This window comes from Pyruvatibacter sp., assembly GCF_040219635.1.
GTDB lineage: Bacteria > Pseudomonadota > Alphaproteobacteria > CGMCC-115125 > CGMCC-115125 > Pyruvatibacter.
Map to the genome: position 1 here is coordinate 648,889 of NZ_JAVJSC010000003.1, position 20,518 is coordinate 669,406.

The 20,518-nt window shown below is 59.8% G+C and carries 24 protein-coding genes; 14 read left to right on the top strand and 10 right to left on the bottom strand.

Annotated features, from left to right (window positions below; genetic code table 11):
• Positions 1–42 precede the first annotated feature (42 nt).
• Positions 43–1,308 (bottom strand): transcription termination factor Rho, encoded by a 1,266-nt coding sequence (gene rho, locus RIB87_RS06515; protein ID WP_350144756.1) that lies wholly within the window; start codon positions 1,306–1,308, stop codon positions 43–45.
• A gap of 167 nt (positions 1,309–1,475) precedes the next feature.
• Here rho and RIB87_RS06520 point away from each other — a divergent pair, with 167 nt between their 5' ends.
• Positions 1,476–1,679, top strand: coding sequence for a hypothetical protein (locus RIB87_RS06520; RefSeq protein WP_350144758.1), 204 nt, complete (start codon positions 1,476–1,478; stop codon positions 1,677–1,679).
• Between the two features lie 114 nt (positions 1,680–1,793).
• On the opposite strand, the gene hemJ is transcribed toward RIB87_RS06520, so the two are convergent.
• Genes hemJ through hemE form a run of 3 tightly spaced genes read right to left on the bottom strand, consistent with a single transcriptional unit; the run spans position 1,794 to position 4,357 of the window.
• Positions 1,794–2,240, bottom strand: coding sequence for a protoporphyrinogen oxidase HemJ (hemJ, locus tag RIB87_RS06525; protein WP_350144760.1), 447 nt, complete (start codon positions 2,238–2,240; stop codon positions 1,794–1,796).
• A 36-nt stretch (positions 2,241–2,276) separates the two neighbouring features.
• A complete protein-coding gene (gene hemH / locus RIB87_RS06530) occupies positions 2,277–3,299 on the bottom strand; it encodes a ferrochelatase (protein ID WP_350144762.1) in 1,023 nt (340 codons plus the stop codon).
• Positions 3,296–4,357 carry a uroporphyrinogen decarboxylase gene (hemE, locus tag RIB87_RS06535; protein WP_350144764.1) on the bottom strand — a complete coding sequence of 354 codons (1,062 nt, stop codon included), beginning with the start codon at positions 4,355–4,357 and terminating at the stop codon, positions 3,296–3,298. Before hemE ends, hemH begins: the two co-directional genes overlap by 4 nt.
• 546 nt (positions 4,358–4,903) lie before the next feature.
• On the opposite strand from hemE, the gene RIB87_RS06540 reads away from it, so the two are divergent.
• The 5 genes from RIB87_RS06540 (at position 4,904) to dnaQ (ending at position 8,652) form a co-directional block, all read left to right on the top strand.
• Complete coding sequence (locus RIB87_RS06540) at positions 4,904–5,746, top strand: pyruvate, water dikinase regulatory protein (RefSeq protein ID WP_350144766.1); 843 nt, start codon at positions 4,904–4,906, stop codon at positions 5,744–5,746.
• Entirely contained in the window at positions 5,743–6,369 is a 627-nt protein-coding gene (locus RIB87_RS06545) for a Maf family protein (protein WP_350144768.1), read from the top strand. The genes RIB87_RS06540 and RIB87_RS06545 overlap by 4 nt, the downstream gene beginning before the upstream one ends.
• Positions 6,366–7,235 (top strand): shikimate dehydrogenase, encoded by an 870-nt coding sequence (locus RIB87_RS06550; protein ID WP_350144770.1) that lies wholly within the window; start codon positions 6,366–6,368, stop codon positions 7,233–7,235. The genes RIB87_RS06545 and RIB87_RS06550 overlap by 4 nt, the downstream gene beginning before the upstream one ends.
• A complete protein-coding gene (coaE, locus tag RIB87_RS06555; RefSeq protein ID WP_350144772.1) occupies positions 7,235–7,855 on the top strand; it encodes a dephospho-CoA kinase in 621 nt (206 codons plus the stop codon). The genes RIB87_RS06550 and coaE overlap by 1 nt, the downstream gene beginning before the upstream one ends.
• Positions 7,856–7,953: 98 nt before the next feature.
• Complete coding sequence (dnaQ, locus tag RIB87_RS06560) at positions 7,954–8,652, top strand: DNA polymerase III subunit epsilon (protein WP_350144774.1); 699 nt, start codon at positions 7,954–7,956, stop codon at positions 8,650–8,652.
• A gap of 9 nt (positions 8,653–8,661) precedes the next feature.
• Here the strand turns inward: dnaQ and secB are convergent, their stop codons facing one another.
• Together secB and RIB87_RS06570 are read right to left on the bottom strand one after the other, a co-directional pair.
• On the bottom strand, positions 8,662–9,174 hold the full coding sequence (gene secB / locus RIB87_RS06565; protein ID WP_350144776.1) for a protein-export chaperone SecB: 513 nt from the start codon (positions 9,172–9,174) through the stop codon (positions 8,662–8,664).
• A 117-nt stretch (positions 9,175–9,291) separates the two neighbouring features.
• Positions 9,292–9,879 (bottom strand): FxsA family protein, encoded by a 588-nt coding sequence (locus RIB87_RS06570; protein WP_350144778.1) that lies wholly within the window; start codon positions 9,877–9,879, stop codon positions 9,292–9,294.
• Positions 9,880–10,070: 191 nt separating this feature from the next.
• On the opposite strand from RIB87_RS06570, the gene RIB87_RS06575 reads away from it, so the two are divergent.
• From RIB87_RS06575 to RIB87_RS06585, 3 genes are all read left to right on the top strand, one after another.
• Complete coding sequence (locus RIB87_RS06575; RefSeq protein ID WP_350144780.1) at positions 10,071–10,775, top strand: Tim44/TimA family putative adaptor protein; 705 nt, start codon at positions 10,071–10,073, stop codon at positions 10,773–10,775.
• Between the two features lie 16 nt (positions 10,776–10,791).
• Entirely contained in the window at positions 10,792–12,048 is a 1,257-nt protein-coding gene (gene mltA, locus RIB87_RS06580) for a murein transglycosylase A (RefSeq protein WP_350144782.1), read from the top strand.
• Between the two features lie 105 nt (positions 12,049–12,153).
• On the top strand, positions 12,154–12,807 hold the full coding sequence (locus RIB87_RS06585) for a Smr/MutS family protein (RefSeq protein ID WP_350144784.1): 654 nt from the start codon (positions 12,154–12,156) through the stop codon (positions 12,805–12,807).
• Between the two features lie 125 nt (positions 12,808–12,932).
• On the opposite strand, the gene RIB87_RS06590 is transcribed toward RIB87_RS06585, so the two are convergent.
• The 4 genes from RIB87_RS06590 to RIB87_RS06605 all read right to left on the bottom strand — a co-directional run bounded on the left by RIB87_RS06590 (position 12,933) and on the right by RIB87_RS06605 (position 16,274).
• Positions 12,933–13,673, bottom strand: coding sequence for a tetratricopeptide repeat protein (locus RIB87_RS06590; RefSeq protein ID WP_350144786.1), 741 nt, complete (start codon positions 13,671–13,673; stop codon positions 12,933–12,935).
• A 48-nt stretch (positions 13,674–13,721) separates the two neighbouring features.
• Positions 13,722–15,038 carry an ATP-dependent protease ATPase subunit HslU gene (gene hslU / locus RIB87_RS06595; protein ID WP_350144788.1) on the bottom strand — a complete coding sequence of 439 codons (1,317 nt, stop codon included), beginning with the start codon at positions 15,036–15,038 and terminating at the stop codon, positions 13,722–13,724.
• Between the two features lie 60 nt (positions 15,039–15,098).
• Positions 15,099–15,656 carry an ATP-dependent protease subunit HslV gene (gene hslV, locus RIB87_RS06600; protein WP_350144790.1) on the bottom strand — a complete coding sequence of 186 codons (558 nt, stop codon included), beginning with the start codon at positions 15,654–15,656 and terminating at the stop codon, positions 15,099–15,101.
• A gap of 114 nt (positions 15,657–15,770) precedes the next feature.
• Positions 15,771–16,274, bottom strand: a complete 504-nt coding sequence (locus RIB87_RS06605) for a pyridoxamine 5'-phosphate oxidase family protein (RefSeq protein WP_350144792.1) — start codon at positions 16,272–16,274, stop codon at positions 15,771–15,773.
• A 159-nt stretch (positions 16,275–16,433) separates the two neighbouring features.
• Here RIB87_RS06605 and hisB point away from each other — a divergent pair, with 159 nt between their 5' ends.
• The 5 genes from hisB (at position 16,434) to RIB87_RS06630 (ending at position 20,516) form a co-directional block, all read left to right on the top strand.
• On the top strand, positions 16,434–17,045 hold the full coding sequence (hisB, locus tag RIB87_RS06610) for an imidazoleglycerol-phosphate dehydratase HisB (protein ID WP_350144794.1): 612 nt from the start codon (positions 16,434–16,436) through the stop codon (positions 17,043–17,045).
• A gap of 9 nt (positions 17,046–17,054) precedes the next feature.
• Positions 17,055–17,708: an imidazole glycerol phosphate synthase subunit HisH gene (gene hisH / locus RIB87_RS06615; RefSeq protein WP_350144796.1), complete on the top strand. Its 654-nt coding sequence runs from the start codon at positions 17,055–17,057 to the stop codon at positions 17,706–17,708.
• 5 nt (positions 17,709–17,713) lie between these two features.
• Positions 17,714–18,445, top strand: a complete 732-nt coding sequence (gene hisA, locus RIB87_RS06620; RefSeq protein ID WP_350144798.1) for a 1-(5-phosphoribosyl)-5-[(5-phosphoribosylamino)methylideneamino]imidazole-4-carboxamide isomerase — start codon at positions 17,714–17,716, stop codon at positions 18,443–18,445.
• Positions 18,442–19,215 carry an imidazole glycerol phosphate synthase subunit HisF gene (gene hisF, locus RIB87_RS06625; RefSeq protein WP_350144800.1) on the top strand — a complete coding sequence of 258 codons (774 nt, stop codon included), beginning with the start codon at positions 18,442–18,444 and terminating at the stop codon, positions 19,213–19,215. Before hisA ends, hisF begins: the two co-directional genes overlap by 4 nt.
• Before the next feature lie 143 nt (positions 19,216–19,358).
• Positions 19,359–20,516 (top strand): pentapeptide repeat-containing protein, encoded by a 1,158-nt coding sequence (locus RIB87_RS06630; protein WP_350144802.1) that lies wholly within the window; start codon positions 19,359–19,361, stop codon positions 20,514–20,516.
• Positions 20,517–20,518: the final 2 nt, after the last annotated feature.

Sequence of the window (20,518 nt, forward strand, 5' to 3'; positions counted from 1 at the left end):
GCCAACATGGCAGGCGAGCATCAGCAGACTAGGGCTCGAAGGTTACGTATTCATTGAATCGAAGAACTCGTCGTTCGATTTTGTCTGCTTGAGCTTGTCGAGCAGGAACTCGATGGCATCCGTTGTGCCCATCGGGTTGAGGATACGCCGCAGCACATACATTTTCTGCAGCACTTTCTTGTCCACCAGCAGCTCTTCCTTGCGGGTGCCGGACTTGAGAATGTCCATCGCCGGGAACGTCCGCTTGTCGGCCACCTTGCGATCCAGAACGATTTCCGAGTTGCCGGTACCCTTGAACTCTTCAAAGATCACTTCGTCCATCCGGCTGCCGGTATCAATCAACGCCGTTGAAATGATGGTCAGCGAGCCGCCTTCCTCAATGTTGCGGGCCGCACCAAAAAAGCGCTTGGGACGCTGCAGCGCATTGGCATCCACACCACCGGTCAATACCTTGCCGGACGATGGCACCACCGTGTTGTAGGCACGGCCAAGGCGGGTGATGGAGTCGAGCAGGATCACAACGTCGCGGCCATGTTCCACCAGGCGCTTGGCCTTCTCGATCACCATTTCAGCCACCTGCACGTGGCGCACGGCCGGTTCATCAAAGGTGGAGGACACAACCTCGCCTTTTACCGAGCGCTGCATGTCGGTCACTTCTTCGGGTCGCTCATCAATCAGCAGCACAATCAGGTAGCATTCGGGATGGTTGGCTGCGACCGAGTGCGCAATGTTTTGCAGCAACACGGTCTTACCGGTGCGCGGCGGCGCTACAATCAGGGCGCGTTGCCCCTTGCCGAGCGGCGCCACAATGTCGATCACGCGGGCCGACTTGTCCTTGAGGGTCGGGTCTTCCACTTCCATGTTCAGCCGCTCATCAGGATAAAGCGGCGTCAGGTTGTCGAAGTGAACTTTATGCTTGGCGGCATCCGGGTCTTCGAAATTGATCGAGTTGACCTTGAGCAGCGCAAAGTAGCGTTCGCCGTCCTTGGGGCTGCGAATGTCGCCCTCAACGGTGTCACCTGTGCGCAGCGAGAAGCGGCGGATCTGGGTCGGCGAGACATAAATGTCGTCAGGGCCGGGCAGATAATTTGATTCAGGAGACCGCAAAAAGCCAAAGCCATCCTGAAGCACCTCCAACACGCCTTCACCGATAATATCGATTTCTTTTTCAGCGAGGTTTTTGAGGATAGCAAACAACAGCTCCTGCTTGCGCAGGGCGCTGGCGTTTTCCACTTCGTGCTCGTCTGCGGTGGCCAGCAGCTCAGTGGGGCTCTTGGCTTTCAGGTCAGCAAGTTTAACGGGTTCCATCGGGTCTCTTCATAACTCTATCAAAGGGGTCCGCGGCAGCCGGTTCTCAGGCGTCGGCGAACTTCAAACAAACACTGTGGTGCTCACAACCAAAGCGGTCGGCACCGAATGGGAAAAATCCTTCTGGCCGGGTCTGCCTGGGATACGGCCCCGGCAGCCTGGTTCTCGTGGCCTTCCAACAACCGGTCATCCCGGCGTCTGGTTTCAACTCAAAACCCGCTCGCGAAGAGCAGCAGGCGAAAATCGTCGGCGAGGATTCAGTATCGGGCGGGATGTTTGCCAAAACCAAAAAGGCTTTTGCGCGAAATCAAGTGCGCGGCAGCAATCTGAAATACAGCAAACGGGAAAAGGGGTTCCGGTGCGCTTCTTGATATGCTGGATCGGGCAAAAAGCACGTCACAACAACAGCGGCGATCAGGAAAACAGTCAAGAAGCGCCTATTATAGCGCTAAAAGTCGAAAACCGGAAGCATCTTTCAGACACAGTCAGAACGGTTTTACGATCACCAGAATGACGATGAAAATAGTCGCTACAGGGGCGATTTCATTGATCAGCCGGAAGAACCGTTCCGTCTTTGGCCGTTCATCGCGCTCAAATGCCTTGCGCCAACCCGACAACATGCCGTGCAGCGCACTCAGACCCACAACAACCAACAGCTTTGCGTGCAACCAGCCCGCCTGCGCAAAGCCGTCAAGGCCCGGATACAAAATAAAGACAAGCCAGATGCCAAGCAGCCATGTCGCCATCATCGCCGGATTGATGATGATGCGTAACAAGCGGCGCTCTGCGGCTTTCATCGTTTCCGACAGCTCAGAACCAGTCGGCGCTGGATAGTGATACACAAACAGACGCGGCAGCATGTACATCCCCGCCATCCAGAAGATGACGGCAATGAGATGAAAGGCTTTTACCCACAGGTATAAATCCGCCATCGAAATATTCCTTGCCTGCCGCTGTTCTTATTTGTTTCAGGCCGCTTTGCAGGGGCACTTTGAGAAACCGCGCGGGCACACGCGCCTGCCACCAACAGGCGCAACGCCCGGCCCGGCCGCCATAACAGACTGCGTCAGCGCCCTCACATAAGATGCATCCGTCCCCAGTGCCGGCACCCGCTTGTAGGAGGGGACACCGGCTTTGTGCGCCAGTTCGCCATACTCGATATCAAGCTCGACCAGCGTTTCGGAGTGCTCTGACACGAACGCTATGGGTACAACGACAAGCGACTTGCCTTCATCTCCCGCGCGCTCAATCTCATCCTCCGTAGCAGGCCCGATCCACTCCAGCGGGCCGACACGGCTTTGATAGCAGGTAACATAATCAAGGTCGGGTTTACCCAGTGCTGCCACTGTTGCAGCAACGGTCTGCTCGATTTGCCACTGATAAGGGTCACCGCGCTCAACAACACGTTTGGGCAGGCCATGGGCTGAAAAAAGAACCCGCGTATTTGCATCACCAACATAGGGAGCCAGCATTGCGGCATGGGCCGCCACAAAATCAGACTGTGTCGGATAACAGCACACTGTCTTTGTCGGCACGTCGCCAAGGCCGGCCTGACGCGCCACTTTTTCCCATTCAAGGGCGGATGATCCGGTGGTGGTGGTTGAAAACTGCGGATAGAGCGGCAGCAGGGTTATTTCATCGGGCAAAAACGCCTTGAGCTGCTGCGCTGCTTCGCTGGCAAACGGATGCCAGTAGCGCATGGCAATGACAACCTTGAACTCATCTTCCGGTGCCGCTGCATCGAGCGCCACTTTCAATGCATCCGCCTGGGCCTGCGTCAGGTCCAGCAAGGGCGATTTTCCCCCGATATGCGCGTAAATCTCCTGCGCAACAGGTGCCCGCCGCGTGGAAATCAGCTTTGCAACCAGCCAGCGCAACGGCTGCGGCAGAGCGATGATTGCCCGATCACTGAACAGATTGAACAAAAACGGCTGCACGGAGTGAGGCGCATCCGGCCCGCCCAGATTGAACAGTACAATTGCCCGCTTCATTCGCCCCTCACCCGCTTTACAAGCTGACCGACATGCTCCGGCGGCGTTTGCGGCACAATGCCGTGGCCCAGGTTGAACACAAACGGCCTGCCATCAAATGCCTCAAGAATGGCATCCACCGCACGCACCATCCCGTCGCCCCCTGCCACCAGCAAGAGCGGATCAAGATTGCCCTGACAAACAGTTTTATCCGCAACGTGAGGCACAGCCCATGACAGCGGCGTCGACGGATCAAGGCCGACAGCATCAACACCGGTCTCAGCCACATACCGGGGCAATAAGGCCCCAGCACCCTTGGGAAAGCCGATGATAGGCACCCTCACACCCAGCGCCCTCAAACGAGCGACCAGCGCCTTGGTAGGCGCTATCGACCACCGGGCAAACTCTGCTTCCGGCAATACCCCCGCCCAGGTATCGAACAACTGCAACACATCCGCCCCGGCCTTCACCTGAGCAGCCAGGTAGATGGCTGTTGCCTCGACCAGTACATCCATCAGCGCCTGAAAGGCGACCGGATCACGATACGCAAACAATCTGGCCGGTGCCTGATCCGGTGTGCCGCGCCCGGCAATCATGTAGGTCGCCACCGTCCACGGCGAACCGGCAAAGCCGATCAAATCCGTTTCGCCCGGCAATGCGGTCCGCAGGCGGTCCACGGTTTCAAAAACCGGTGCGAGATGAGCTTCAACATTGCCGATATCCAGCGCCGCAATGGCAGCACCACCCTCCAGCGGATCAAGCCGTGGTCCCTCGCCGGTTTCAAACCAGAGCTTTTGCCCAAGTGCCTGCGGGATCAGCAATATGTCAGCAAACAGGATCGCCGCATCAAAGCCATATCGTCTGATTGGCTGAAGTGTGACTTCCGCTGCCATCTGCGGCGCGTAGCACAAATCCAAAAACCCGCCCGCTTTGGCACGAAGCTCACGATACTCAGGCAGATAACGTCCGGCCTGCCGCATCAGCCATATGGGAGGAGGTGACAAACACTCTCCCTTGAGAGCCTTAAGAAGCCTGCCGTCTGGCCGGGACGCTGTTTGATCGGATTGAAGTGCAGACACGTTACTCTTCCAGACTATGGAGTCTTATTAGGTAGTTGAGGGAAGTAGGAGGGATGCAAAGCGGGGATCAAACCCATATTCTTTTTTTGCCCGCATGTTGTCCCCATATCGCAGCAGCACAAAAGCACACCGGCAAAACCATCCTCAAGTCGGACACCACGCTGTTTGTAACTGCTCAACTAGCAGGAAAACTAAGCCAAAGGAAAACGGGGAAAACCGGGTTAAGTGACGCAGGCAAATCGTGTTGATCTGTTTTCTCCCTGCAATCCACATGCTTTGGTATGCCAGCAACCTTTTTCACCCCCAGACTCATGGGTTTGCCGTTAAGGTTTCATTAACCCTTGTGACTCACAGCCCTTCGCCTAAACCACTTACTTATCCCCGCTGGCAAAAGCTGCTCCACGCGTTGTCCCGATATTCAGCCCTCATATTTGAGCCCGCCTGACGGTAAGCAAAAACACGTCGCTGATTGCCTCTCAGCCAAACAGCCTGTAACCACCCCACAGCACCTGTCGCAAAATCCTTTCCGTCGAGGGACAAAACCCTGTGTCAGCAGCAGACGCAAACAAGTCGTTTTTCCACCTGCACCTCGTCTCGGATTCAACCGGCGAGACCCTCAACGCTGTAGCCAAGGCGGCGGTTGCCCAGTTTGAGATGGTGCATCCCGTGGAGCATATTTATGCGCTGGTGCGCGGGCCCCGCCAGCTGGACCGGGTTCTGCGCCAGATCGAGGCGGCACCCGGCATCGTCATGTTCACAATGGTCAACGACAAGCTGCGCCGCGAGCTTGAAACGCGCTGCCGCGACCTTCAGGTCCCCTGCATTGCGGTGCTTGACCCGGTGATGCAGGTGCTGGGTGCTTATCTGGGTACCGAACGCACCCACAAGCCCGGCTCGCAGCACACGCTGGACGCGGATTATTTCGGCCGTATCGACGCGCTGAACTACACCATGGCCCATGATGACGGTCAGGGCCTTGAAAGCCTGGAGGATGCAGACGTGGTGCTGGTGGGTGTCAGCCGCACATCCAAAACACCCACCTGCATGTATCTGGCAAACCGCGGCATCAAGGCAGCCAATTATCCGCTGGTGCCGGAAATACCGGTGCCTGACGAGATTGAAAACCTGACCGCGCCGCTTGTGGTGGGGCTGTTGGCGTCACCCGAACGGCTGATGCAGATCCGCCGCCAGCGCCTGCTGTCTTTGAAGGAAGAAACCCAGACCGAATATGTGGACCTTGACCGCATCCGGGCCGAAGTAACCGCCGCCCGCAGATTGTATGCACGCCACGGCTGGCCGGTTATTGATGTCAGCCGCCGCTCCATCGAAGAAACTGCCGCGGCTATTCTCAATCATGTGGCAGACCGCAAGGCCTCTTTTTCACAATGACGTCACTACCGCAAAACATCATTCTTGCTTCCGGCTCAGCCGTGCGCGCCACCTTGATGCGCGGCGCACACATTCCCTTTAAACAGGTGCCCGCAGACCTCGATGAAAGTGTGCTGAAACAAAAACTGGAAAATGATCCCGCAAGCCAAACGGAGCATGGCGCAGGCCCCGCCATAGCCGTGGCGCTTGCAAAGGCCAAGGCCGAACAGGTATCGGCTGCCAACCCGCAGGCCCTGGTGATTGGTGCAGATCAGGTCATGACCCTGGGAACCGCGTGTTACGACAAACCAAAAGACATGGTCGAAGCCCGCGCCCGCCTTCAGCAGTTTCGTGGACACCCGCATGTGCTGCACGCAGGCGTAGCGCTCGCGGTGGCTGGCAAAACGATCTGGCATCACTACCAGCCGTCGCATCTCACCATGCGCACTTTCTCCGACGCGTTTCTGGATGCGTATCTCGCACAGGCTGGCGAGGCGGTTCTTGCAAGCGTTGGTGCGTATCAACTTGAAGGCATCGGTGCGCAACTGTTTGACAAAATCGACGGTGACTATTTTTCAATTCTGGGTCTGCCGATGTTGCCGCTGATGGATGAGCTGCGCCGCCATGGGGCCATCGCAACGTGACAGACACATCTCCATCAGGCCCGAAAAAAGTCTGCGTCATCGGCTGGCCGGTCGAGCATTCCCGCTCTCCGCTGATCCATAATACCTGGCTGGCGCGCCATCACATTGAGGGTGAATACACGAGACTTGCTGTTTCACCCGACGAATTGGCAGACACGTTGCGCTACCTGCCGACACTGGGGTTCAGGGGTGCAAACATCACCGTTCCCCACAAGGAAGCAGCGTTTGAGGCGCTGACACCTTTTGTTGATGAACCTGCCGCCCGCCTTGAGGCAGTTAACACCATTTATCGTGATGCACATACCGGCGAGATGCGCGGCACCAACACGGATGGTGCAGGTTTCTGGACCCACCTCAAACAATCCGTACCCGGATTTAACGGGAAGACCGCTGTTGTGCTTGGCGCCGGTGGTGCTGCCCGCGCTATTGTTGATGTACTGGAGAATGAGGCCGGCATGTCCGTGCGCCTCGTCAATCGTACCGTTGCGCGCGCCGCCGACATGGTGGCCGCCCTTGACCTCAAGGCGACAGTCTATGACTGGCGACACCTGCCCGGTGCTCTTGAGGGGGCGGACCTGCTGGTCAACACAACGTCGCTTGGCATGACCGGCGAGCCACCTCTTGAAATCGATCTGGCGCCACTGCCTGCCACCGCTGTTGTTTATGACATTGTGTATGTGCCGCTTGAAACGCCGTTGCTGGCGCAGGCCCGCGCGCGCGGTCTCAAAACAGTGGATGGTCTTGGCATGTTGCTGTGGCAGGCAGCCCCCGGTTTTGCCAGATGGTTTGGCGGCGAGGTTGATGCCGACGACGTGGCCGCGGCCCGCACGCTGATTGAGGCGGATCTGAAAAAGGAAAGGTCGTAATGCTTCTCGTTGGCCTCACCGGCTCCATTGGGATGGGCAAATCGGAAACCGCCAAAATGTTCGCGCGCCTTGGCCTGCCGGTCTATGACGCGGACGCCGCTGTCCATGCGATCTATGAAAAAGGGGGTGCCGCCGTTGAACCGCTGCGCGCGGTCTTTCCCACCGCCATCGTCGATGGGGCGGTTGACCGCGCCAGACTGTCCGGCCTTGTGCTCAACGACAAGGATGCGCTGAAGAAACTTGAAAACATCGTGCATCCGCTGGTTGGCCAGTCGCAGATGCAGTTTTTGCAAGACGCTCTTGCATCGGGCGCACCTATGGCAGTGCTCGACATTCCGCTGCTCTATGAAACCGGCGGTGAAGCGCGGGTGGATGCAGTGGTGGTTGTATCGGCCCCGGCGGATGTGCAACGGGCGCGCGTTCTGGAGCGCCCCGGCATGACCGTTGAAAAGTTCGAGCAGATTGTAGCCAAGCAGGTGCCCGATGCTGAAAAACGTCAGCGTGCGGACTTTATAGTGGAAACCGACAAGGGCCTCGATCACGCATTTGAACAAGTGACGCGAATCACCGAGGATTTGAAGTCCTGGCCTGCCAAAGTGCTGGCTAAACGGATGAAGTAGCATCTTTCATGTGCGGGCGAGGTGCATTGAACGATGGCTGGGACCAACGCGGCTCTCGAGTGTGCAGAGCGGGGTGTGTGTGCCTATTGGGGTGAGTGATGCGCGAAATTGTGTTTGATACCGAAACAACCGGCTTAAGACCGGCCGAGGGCCATCGGTTGGTTGAAATCGGTTGCGTCGAACTGCTCAACCACATGCCCACGGGTGAGGTGTTTCACCAGTATATCAATCCTGAGCGCGACATGCCTGACGGGGCGTTTCAGGTGCACGGCCTGTCCGAACAGTTTTTGTCCGACAAGCCGCTTTTTGCCGATGTTGCTGACGCCTTTCTGGCGTTTGTCGGCTACGCACCTTTGGTGGCGCACAATGCCAGTTTCGACATGGGCTTCATCAACGCAGAGCTTGAGGCAATAGGCCGCGCACCACTGCCCGATTCTCAGTCGATAGATACGATGCAAATCGCCAAGGCGCGGTTTCCCGGTGCCCAGGCGTCACTTGATGCCCTGTGCCGCCGGTTCAACGTGGACAATTCAGCGCGCGAAAAACACGGTGCATTACTGGATGCTGAATTGCTGGCAGAAGTATATCTGGAACTGATCGGCGGCCGCGAGCCGGGGCTCATTCTTGAAGAAGCGGGGGGCGACACCAGCAACAGCTCGACCGCGGCCGCAAAAACCCGCCGCACCCGTCCACAACCGCTGGCAACCTTGCTGAGCGATGACGAACGCCTCGCCCACAAAGCCTTTGTCGCGGATCTGGGCGGCGAGCCACTGTGGCTCAAGCCCTCGTCTGACTAGGTTCTGAACTCAGCTGGTGCCGGCGGTGGCATGCTGGTCGGCCTGCGCCTTTTCAAGCTTTTGCCGATACAGCCCGGCAAAGTCGATCGGGTCAATCATCAGCGGCGGGAAGCCGCCGTCGCGGGTCATGTCGGCGACAATCCGACGGGCAAACGGAAACAGGATGCGCGGACATTCAATCAGCAGCACGGGCTGCAAACCCTGTGCGGGAATGTTTTCCAGCCTGAACACAGCGCCATAGACCAGCTCAACGAGAAAAACCTGTTGCTCGTTTACCTTGGCATCCGCTGTCAGCCGCAGCTCAATTTCGTAGTCGTCTTCCTTCTGGCCCGCCACGCGCACATCAACACCCACATTGATTTGCGGGGCTTCGTTGGCAAACCCCCCCGGCGCATTCGGGTTCTCGAACGACAGATCCTTGATGTACTGGCCCAGAATCCTGATCTGCGGCGGCATCTGCTGCTCGCCTGCCCCGTTGCCGCCGTTGGCAGCACCATTTTCGGATGACGATGTGTCGGACATTGAGCAAGCCTTCTGAGTGCAAATAAACAAGGGTGCCGCGCCGGTGGCGCAGTCATGGTGGGGGGTGGCTAACACGCAGCGCTTAAGGCCCGCAAGCCATCCCCGCCATTCAGCGCGTTATCGGTCACGCCACGGGCTGTCATCACGTGGCGGCGTTGGCGTGTTGTCGGGGTCCCCGCTTTCAATATCAGTCGCTTCAATATCTGTTGCATTGCGGTCAATCGCCGGCCCCTTGCCGCTATCGCCGCGCTGCGGGGTGGGGTCACGCCACATATCGCTTTCATGCGCATGAGCCGTACCGGTGGCCGTGCTGGCGGCAGCACCCGTCGAATACACTTCAAACGCGCCGCGCTTTTTGGCGGCTGAGATCAGCCGACCTCGCAGCCACCCGCGTATCTGCGGTACGAACAGCGAAAAGCCAATAGCATCCGTCATGAAGCCGGGCGTCAGCAGCAGCCCTCCGGCAAACACCAGGAACATGCCGTCAAACGCCTGTTCGACGGGCATTTCGCCGCGTGAGAGCTTGGTTTGCGCCATCCGCGCCGTGGACATGCCTTGTTGGCGCAGCAGCGAGGCCCCCAAAACAGCCGTGGCGATCACGATTGCGATGGTGGCCACCGTGCCAATGGCCCCGCCGATCTCAATGAACAGCGCAATTTCGATGAGCGGGATGCCCACAAATGCGAGCAGAAGATAAAAAAACATCAGGTCTCCGGACGGGCCTGCTTGTTTGGCCCTCATCAGGTAAGGTGTTGCAGTAGCAGTTATAGATGCTATCTCACCAATGAAGGTGCAATGCGGCGATTGCTGGACCCGGACAGGCTGCCGAAGGTATGATCGCCCAAATGCTGTGCGTTTAGATCGCGGCCAAACTCAACAGAAAATGCGCATCCCCCATGACCGGCTATGACCTGATCAACCTGTTTTTTCTCGCCATCGCGGTGGTTGTGTTCTTCCGCCTGCGCAGTGTGCTGGGCAAACGCACCGGCAATGAGCGACCACCCAGCGACCCTTATTCGTCAGGCCCGTTTGAGCGCCGTTCGCAGGATGACGACACCGGGGATAACGCGGGCGACGACAATGTCATTCGCCTTCCCGGCAGTGACGAGCCTGCAAAGTCGGCGAAGCCCGCCTATGCCCCTGAGGGCACATCGCTGGCTGCGGGCCTCGCTCAGATTGAACTGGCGGATCGTTCGTTCACACCAGAAGGTTTTCTCGATGGGGCCGGCAAGGCCCACGAGATGATCGTCACAGCTTTTGCCGCTGCCGACCGCAAAACCCTGGCGCAGCTCCTCGATGACCAAATCTATCGTGACTTTGAAGCCGCCATCGAAGAGCGCGAAGTTGAAGGCCGCATTCTTGAACAAAGCTATGTAGGCCTCACGGGTGCCACCATTACCGATGCTGAACTCGACGGGTCGCGCTCCCGCATCACCGTGCGCTTCACCAGCGACATGACCTCAGCCCTGCGCGCCGCCAATGGCGACATTGTGGAAGGCAGCCCGGAAGCGGTGCGGCAGGTGATTGATGTGTGGACCTTCGAGCGCGACACCACCAGCCGCGACCCGAACTGGAAGCTCGTCGCCACCGGCACCAGCTAGAGCGTGGACGCACGCGATGTGGGCAACTGCCATCCGCACGCTGCGCTCCGGCCCGCCCCTGTGGATTGCAGGCGGGGTGTTGTTCGCGGGTATGGCCCTACTTTGGGGAGCGGTCGTACTTTTCATGGACGAGGGTGAGACCCGGCGGCTGATACTTGCCGAAACCCGGTTTGCTGATCTGCAGGGCTGGCAGGCCGATGATCATGCCAAAGCACTGGCGGCCCTTGCCCGGTCGTGCACGGTTTTGGCCCCGTTGCCGCCGGATCGCTCATTGCGCGGCGATCCCCGCCTGGCGCTCACGGCAGGCGACATGCACGGTGTGTGTGCCGCCATCCCTGAAGTGACCCCGGATCAGGCAAGGGATTTTTTCGAATCTGAGTTCATTCCGTTTCGCATCCGGAACGGAGACGAAAAAACAGGGCTCATGACGGGCTATTTCGAACCCGAAATAAAAGGGTCGCGGGTCAGAACCGCAGACTTTCCGGCCCCTGTTCTGGCGAGGCCTGATGATCTGGTGTCCATCGAACTGGGGGATTTCCGCGACAACCTGCGCGGTCAACGGCTGGCCGGGCGCGTGGAAGATGGTCGTTTGGTACCCTACCCGGACCGCGAAGCCATTATGGCGGGGGAACTGGCCCACCACGAGGCCGAGCTGATATGGTTGCCCAGCCCCATCGATGTCTTTTTCCTCGAAATACAGGGTTCTGGCCGGGTCATACTCGCGGGCGGACCCGACGCGGGAAAAGTCATACGCTTGTCCTACGCAGGCCAGAACGGACACCCTTACACAGCCATCGGTAAGCCCCTGATCGAGCGCGGGCACATACCGCGCGAGGCCATGTCGATGGCGGCCATCCGGCAATGGCTTGAGGCCAACCCCGACGAGGCGCAGGGCGTGATGAACCTCAACGCATCTTTTGTGTTCTTCACCGAACTGGAGGTCGAGCACCCGCAGCTTGGTCCCCCCGGCGCGCAGACCGCCCTGCTCACGCCAGGCCGCAGCATTGCGGTAGATCGAAAATACCATGCGCTGGGATTGCCTGTGTGGTTTGAACTTCCCGACCCCACGCCGGTCTCTCCCGATGGTCCGATGCGCCGGTTAATGGTGGCGCAGGACACCGGCGGGGCCATTCGCGGGCCGGTGCGGGCTGATTATTTTGCCGGTGTCGGTGCGAATGCGGGTGAGATTGCCGGAAGTATGCAGCACGACGGCAGCCTGACCTTGCTGTTGCCCAAAAGCGCCGCCGAGCGTGCCCGGACTGTTACATGGTAAAGCTCCAGGTAACGCAGATTCGCCCGCTGCCGGAACAACCTGTCCCCGCGGGATTCGCCGCTGGCGAAAGGCGCTGTCTTTCTGCCTTTCGGGCGGGGCGCTGACATGGCCCGACGGCGCGGCAGGCGCGGGCTCGATGACGAGGAAGCGCGCCTGTGGCGCACGGTGACGGATGTAGTCACGCCCCTTGAAACCAAGCCCCCCGGGACAATGGCCGGGCTGAAAGCGACCACCAGCGCTGGCGGCCAGATGCCTGACACACCGGCATGGCCGCCAAAAAAGCTGACGAAAAAAGGCGCCTCAAAGCCAAGTCTCTCTCCCGGCCGCACGGCAGACAGTATTATGCCCCGGCCCGTGGCCCGGCACCCCGCCCCCCATGACCCCGGCTCCATTGATGGGGGGTTACAGCGCAAGTTGCGGCGCGGGCGCATTGAGCCCGACGCCAAGATCGACCTTCACGGACTGACGCAGGCCCAGGCCCATCAGCGTTTAAGGGCAGAAGTCCCGCGTTTGAAGGCGTCAGGAGCCCGGTGTTTGCTGGTGGTCACGGGCAAGGGCTCTGCCACCTCGCTGACCCGCCACACCCTGCACGGCAGCGATATTTCCCATACACCCGAGCGGCGCGGCGTGCTGCGCGACAGCCTGCCCCACTGGCTGGCCGACGCCGAGTTCCGGCCCCACGTCGCTGCAGTGCGTCCGGCACATCCCCGCCATGGCGGCGGCGGTGCCTTCTATGTGTGGCTTCGCCGCCAGCGGTGAGAACGCGGGACAGGTTGCTGGATTCGCGATCGGCGAAAAACAATCCGGGGCCGAATCAAGCCATATTTCAAAACGGATTCGCTTCTGGCCAGGGCCGCATCGCGTGCCGGATTCGCAAGCGGCGACTAATTCGGCACGAACCCGCTTTGCTGAAGCGCATCAATCACTTCGGGTTCTGTCGGTGCAAGGCCGTGCGCCTTGAGATAATCAGAGCGTGCTGCGGCGTGCGCGCCCCGGTCCCAATGGACATGCCCGCGATAAAGCCATGTCTCCCACATGCCCGGGCCAAGTCCGACAGCGGCATCAAGGTCGGCAAGCGCCAACTCAAAATCGCCCTTCAGCCGATAAATGTCGCCCCGTGTGGCCAGTAAAATGGCATCGGTCGCATTCAAGGCGAGGCCGACGTTACATGCGGTCAGGGCGGTGTCGTACATGCCCGATAACCCCAGCACCCAGCATTGGTTGTTGAATGTCGGTGCGTCGTCAGGGTCCAGCTCTGCCGCTCGGTCCAGATCAAGCATTGCCGGTCCAAAGTCCTCCAGCCCCGCATAGGCGATGGCGCGGTTGTTGAGCGCGTACACGTCGTCAGGGCTGATCTCAAGCGCGCGCGTGGCATCAGCAATCGACTTGTCAAAAAGCCCGAGCGTCAGGTAGCTCGACGCCCGATTGTTGTATAGCGCACCCAGGTCGGCATCTCTCACCTGGCCCGAATTGATCGCGCGCGTGCAGGCTTCAACGCCTGCCCTGGCGTCGTACGCCAGCGCGTAACATCGCTCCGCGTCATCCGTCCAGTCCGCGTGCGCAGGCGCGACCACAAGGAGCCCGCCAAACCCGGCTGCGAGCGCGAAAAGCAGAATGCGTGTCACCAAACCCTCCTGAGCACACTAAAGCTCAGCTTAGGCCAGGCAGGCCACTTACAAAATGAACTTCTGCAGGTCAGTGTTGCGCGCCAGATCACCGATGCGGCTTTCCACATAGGCACGGTCAACGCTGATGGTCACACCGCCCGCATCCGTGGCCTCGAAGCTGATTTCATCCAGCACCCGCTCCATCACGGTATGCAGCCGCCGCGCGCCGATGTTTTCAACGCTGCCGTTCACGTCGGCCGCGATATCGGCGATTGCGTCAATGCCCTCATCGGTGAAGGTCAGGGTTACGTTTTCTGTGCCCATCAGCGCCACATATTGTGTAACGAGACTGGCTTCAGGCTCCGTCAGAATCCGTTTGAGGTCATCGCGGGTGAGCGCGTTCATCTCAACACGAATGGGCAGACGCCCCTGCAGTTCCGGCAGCAGGTCTGACGGTTTGGCAATGTGAAAGGCACCCGACGCGATGAACAGTACATGGTCCGTCTTGACCGGCCCGTGCTTGGTCGAAACCGTCGTTCCTTCAATAAGCGGCAACAAATCCCGCTGCACACCTTCGCGGCTGACATCAGCTCCTTGCCGCTCCGACCTGGCGCATACTTTGTCAATTTCATCCAGAAACACGATGCCGCTGTTTTCGACCAGGGAAATGGCGTCGCGGGTCAGCTGTTCATTATCAAGTAGCTTGTCACTTTCGTCGGCGATCAGCACTTCGTAGCTGTCGCGCACTTTCAGGCGCCGCGGCTTGGTGCGACCGCCAAAGGCTTTTCCCAGCATGTCGCTGAGGTTGATCATGCCCACATTGCCCGCTCCGCCCATGTCGGGCATGCCGGGAATATCCATCATGCCCATGCCGCCGGTGTCGCGCACTTCCAGATCAATTTCCTTGTCGTCCAGCAGCCCGTCACGCAGCTTCTTTCGGAAGCTGTCGCGCGTGGCGGCGCTGGCACCTGCGCCCACCAGAGCCTCCAGCACCCGGTCTTCCGCCGCCGCATGGGCCTTTGCCTTCACGTCCTCGCGCCTGGTTTCGCGCACCATGCCGATGGCTGCTTCCACCAGATCGCGTACAATCTGCTCAACGTCGCGGCCCACATAGCCAACTTCTGTAAACTTGGTGGCCTCCACCTTGATGAACGGGGCCTGTGCCAGCTTGGCCAGCCGCCGCGAAATCTCGGTCTTGCCGACACCTGTCGGCCCGATCATCAAAATGTTTTTGGGCATCACCTCTTCGCGCAGTCCGGCGTCAAGCTGTTGCCGCCGCCAGCGGTTGCGCAGGGCAATCGCAACGGCCCGCTTGGCATCCTTCTGGCCGACAATATGACGGTCCAGTTCAGCAACAATCTGGCGAGGCGAAAGCGCGGTCATGCGTGATTCCTTGAGTGGTGAAAGACAGCGAAAATGAAGTGGGCGCCGGAACGGGCGAAGTCAGTCGGCATCCAGCACTTCGACAACCAGATTGCCGTTTGTATAAACACAGATATCCGCCGCGATGCCCATTGCCTTGCGGGCAATGGTTTCAGCGTCAAGATCCGTGTCGGCCAGCGCGCGGGCCGCAGCCAGCGCGTAATTGCCGCCGGAGCCGATGCCGGCAATGCCGTTTTCAGGCTCCAGTACGTCGCCGGTACCCGTCAGAATAAAACTTTCGTTTTTGTCCGCGACCAGCATCATCGCTTCGAGCTTGCGCAGATAGCGGTCCGTGCGCCAGTCCTTGGCCAGCTCCACGCACGCGCGCGCCAGTTGTCCGGGATATTGTTCCAGCCGCGATTCAAGCCGCTCAAACAGCGTGAACGCATCCGCCGTGGCGCCGGCAAACCCGCCGATGACGGCCCCGTCAGCCAGCCGCCGCACCTTGCGGGCGGTGGATTTCATCACCGTGTCGCCCATCGACACCTGCCCGTCCCCCGCAATCACCACCTTGCCGCCCTTGCGCACGGTGAGAATGGTGGTTGCATGCCAGTTGGGAAAGTCGGAACGAGTAGCCATGAGGTCGAGCGTCCTGCTGAAAGGTAATTGTGTTGTGCTGCAACAGGTGGCCCGCCGGGCGTGCGGGGTCAAGCCATGCCCCCAAATCACCCGGTTTCAGGCTGCACACGGTAGCTAATCTGTCGGCAGACCGGCCTTAGCCAACCGCTGCTCCAGCCGGGCCAGCCGGGCGGTCAGGGGGGCCACCGCCTGGTCCACGTCGGCCTGCGTAAAGCGCTGCGAAATATGCGCGTTGCAGTTGGTTTCCCAATATTCGATGCGGATAACGATCGCCCGCTCCACCTGTGCATCGTAATTGGGGTCAGCCAGCGAACGAATGACATCCGGGTCGGTGACAATCCCCGCCGTGCCTCTGATCTTGAGGCGGCGCTGCGCCGGGTAATCCATCAGGAACAAAAACACGTTGTCGTTCTCGCCCAGATTACCAACGGTCACATAGCGCCGGTTGCCGGCGTAGTCAGCGAAGCCCAGCGTGCGCTCATCCATCACCTTCAAAAATCCGGCAGGCCCGCCGCGATGCTGAACGTAAGGGCGGGCCTTGGCATCAGCCGTCGCCAGATAAAAATGCGTCTGCCGGGCAATGAAGTCAGCCACGGGCTGTGTGATGTCTGAAGGCATGAAGTATCTGTCCTGCGTTAAGAGCGGTCTTTACGGGTGCTGCGCGAAAACCTGTCATGTGGTGCCGCATATGGCACCTTGTGCGCGAAGCTGCTAGACCGCGTATCACTTCGTGACGTATCGGCCAGGCATCTGGCCAGCCAATAACGGACCCGTGCCATGGAACGCGAAAACGGCAACCGCATTGCCACCGTCGAACGCAAAACCAAGGAGACAGAAGTCTTCGTCTCCCTCGACCTCGACGGCACCGGTGAATATGACGTGGATACCGGCATCGGTTTCCTCGACCACATGCTCGAGCAGCTGTCACGCCACTCGCTGATAGACCTAAAGGTGCGCGCCGAGGGCGACCTGCACATTGATTTTCACCACACCACAGAAGACACGGGCATCGTCATTGGCGAAGCCGTGTTGCAGGCGCTGGGCGACCTCAAGGGCATCACCCGCTACGGCAACGCGGTCATCCCCATGGATGAAACCTGCACGCGTGTGACGCTTGATGTGTCGCAGCGCCCCTACCTGATCTGGAAGGTCAACTTTACGCGCCCCAAGCTGGGCGACATGGACACCGAGTTGTTCAAGGAATGGTTCCAGGCGTTTGCTCAGGCGGCCGGTATCACGCTGCATGTTGAAAACATGTATGGCGAAAACAACCACCACATTGTGGAGAGCTGCTTCAAGGGTCTGGCGCGCGCATTGCGGCAGGCAATTGAAATTGATCCGCGCAAGGCAGACGCTATTCCCTCCACCAAGGGCGTGCTGGGCAGCTAGGACAAAGCCGTGACCGTCGCCATCATTGATTACGGCTCCGGCAATCTGCGGTCCGCAGAAAAGTCGTTTGAACGTGCCGCGCGCGAGACCGGCGCGGACACGGACATTCGCGTGACTGACAATCCGCATGTCGTTGCCAGGGCAGACCGCATCGTACTGCCCGGCGTTGGCGCGTTCGCTGATTGCAGGCGCGGGCTGTACGCTGTGGACGGTATGGTTGAGGCCCTGCGCGAAGCGGTTGAGCAGCGCGCCGTGCCGTTCTTTGGCATTTGTGTGGGGATGCAGCTCATGGCCTCGCGCGGCCTTGAGCACGGCACCCATGAAGGCCTTGGCTGGATTCCCGGTGACGTGGACAAGATCACCCCTGACGACACGCGCCTCAAAATCCCCCATATGGGCTGGAATGCTCTTGAGCCGGTGGATGTGGCGGGTCGCCCGCATCCGGTGTTTGAGGGGCTGGAACACGGCGAACACGCCTATTTCGTGCACTCCTACGCCCTCAGGCCCACAACACCTGAACATGTGCTGGCGCGGGTCCATTATGGCGGCGAAATCACCGCTGCCGTGGGCCGCAACAACATGATTGGCACGCAGTTTCACCCTGAAAAAAGCCAGCTTGTCGGTCTGCGCCTGATCGCCAATTTTCTGCAATGGACGCCTTAAAACCCATGATTCTGTTCCCCGCCATCGACCTCAAAGACGGCCAATGCGTGCGCCTTGTGCAAGGCGACATGGCGCGCGCCACCGTGTTTTCAGACACCCCCGCAGCACAGGCCAGAACATTTGAGGATCAGGGCTTCGAGTGGCTGCATCTGGTGGATTTGAACGGGGCCTTTGAAGGCAAGCCCGTGAATGCCGCAGCAGTTGAAGACATCCTCAAAACTGTCTCTATCCCTGCCCAGCTTGGCGGCGGCATCCGCTCGCTGGCGCAGATCGAAGCCTGGCTGGATAACGGCATCACACGCGTCATTCTGGGCACCGCCGCCCTGCGTGACCCGGCGCTGGTTATCGAAGCCTGCAAAAAATGGCCCGGCAAAATCGCCGTCGGCGTGGACGCCAAAGACGGCTACGTGGCCGTTGAAGGCTGGGCTGAAGTCTCTGACATCAAGGCCCTTGATTTGGCCAAGCGCTTTGAAGATGCCGGCGTGGCAGCGCTCATTTACACCGACATTGCCCGTGATGGCGCCATGCAGGGCATGAACGTGGAAGGCACAGCCCAGCTTGCCAACTCAGTTGGCATTCCGGTTATTGCCTCAGGCGGTGTGACGTCGCTGGAAGACTTAACAGCCCTCAAACAGGTTAACGCGCCAGGCATCATCGGCGTCATCTCAGGCCGCGCCCTTTATGATGGGCGTCTGGACCCGGCGCAGGCGCTGGCATTGCTGAAGGACGCCGCATGAGCCTCAAAGCCCGCGTCATTCCGTGCCTCGACGTCAAGGACGGCCGCGTCGTCAAGGGTGTCAACTTCGTTGATCTGCGCGATGCGGGTGACCCTGTGGAAGCGGCCACAGCCTATGATGCGGCGGGGGCGGATGAGCTGTGTTTTCTCGACATTACCGCCAGCCACGAAAACCGCGGCACGTTGATGGATGTGGTGCGGCGCACCGCTGAGCGCTGTTTCATGCCGCTCACGGTCGGCGGTGGGGTGCGCACCGTGGAGGATGTGCGGCAACTGCTGCTGGCGGGGGCCGACAAGGTGGCAATCAATACGGCTGCTGTCACGAACCCTGAGTTTGTGCGCGAGGCCGCACAAAAGTTTGGCTCGCAATGCATCGTTGTGGCGATCGACGCCAAGCGGGTGTCTGCAGACGGCGAAACACCGAAATGGGAGATATTCACCCATGGCGGACGTACCGCGACAGGCATTGATGCGGTGCAGTTTGCCAATAAGGTTGTCAAGCTGGGTGCAGGCGAACTGCTGCTGACCTCCATGGACCGCGACGGCACCCGGTCAGGCTTTGACGTTGAGTTGACCCGCACCATTGCCGACAGTGTGCCCGTGCCGGTCATTGCGTCGGGCGGCGTTGGTACGCTCGACCATCTGGTGGACGGCGTGAAACAGGGCCACGCAACGGCGGTTCTGGCCGCGTCGATTTTCCATTTCGGCGACCATACCGTTGGCGAAGCCAAGGCGTATATGGCGCAAAACGGCGTTGCCGTGCGCCTCTGAAGCTTACAGATCTGCAAAAACGCCGAAAGATCGCATTTGAGCGATTGTGTCACCGCCGGTTTAACGTCTTACGCGGCAGACTATTTTCTCATACTTGAGCCCGATTTGGTTCAAAGCCGAGTGAGAGGATTTTTTGTACGCCCATGAGTGAGACCGCCCCCTCACCCACAACCGCTGCGCCCCCAACGGCCACACCGATCGCCGCCCCCAGGGGAACGGCCCCCGGCCCGGCTGATGGCCTGGGACGCCGCAACCGGCTGCCCGAAATCCCGGCCGGTGCGCGCATTGAGCTGGATTTGCTGCGCGCCCTGTGTGTGCTGCATGAGCGGTATCTGCGCGGTATCCGCGGCGGCCGGAAAATCATCCTGCGGGCCTGCGATCTGTCCAACATAGACCTGTCGGGCCTTGATCTGGAGGGTGCGGATTTTCTGGGTTGCGACTTTTCCGGTGCCCGTCTTGAAACCACCCGCCTGTGCCACGCCAACCTGTTTGGCTCCAACTTCACCGGCGCCAACCTCACCGACGCCGATTTCGAGCGGGCCGACATGCGCGGCACCCGTCTGGACGAGACCGACATGAGCTACGCCAACCTGCTGCAGGCCGATTTGCGCGCCGGGACTGTGCTGGATGCTGAAAAGGCAACCGACAGCGGTCCAAAGCTGCCCCGGTCCGGCGTTGTGTCGCTGGTGGGGGCCAAGCTGCTGGAAACGGACATGTCGGAAGTGCGCATGAAGGGCGCAAACCTGTCACAGGCCCGGCTGTTGTCGGCCCGGCTGACCCAGGCAGATGCCCGCGCTGCCAGTTTTACCCGCGCCCAGCTTCGCTCGGTTGACCTGCACAGTGCCCAGTTGGCCGACGCAGACTTTGAAGGGGCGAGCATCGACCGGCCAACCCGCATGAGTGCCAATCTCATCCGCTCCACAAACATTGCACCCCTGCCATCTCAAAACCTGATCGAGGAAAAGCTTTCATTGCATCAGCGCTGGGTTGCCAGCGATGGCAAGCTGGGCACCCGCGGCGACTTCTGCCGTCAGGATCTGTCGGGCATGGATCTGTCGGGTCGGATGCTGGCGGCCGCTTTGATGACCGATGCCGTATTGGTGGGAACCGACCTTACCGGGGCGCGCCTGGCCGCGGCCGATCTGTCCGGTGCCAACCTGATGGGGGCCAGTCTGTCCAGGGCAGACCTCAGGGGTACCGATTTGCGCGATGCCTGTATGCGCGGCGTCGCCATGGATGCTGCAAGGTCCGGCGAACTGTCAGGCACCGGCCTCAAAACCCGCACGCTTGCGGCAAACTAGCC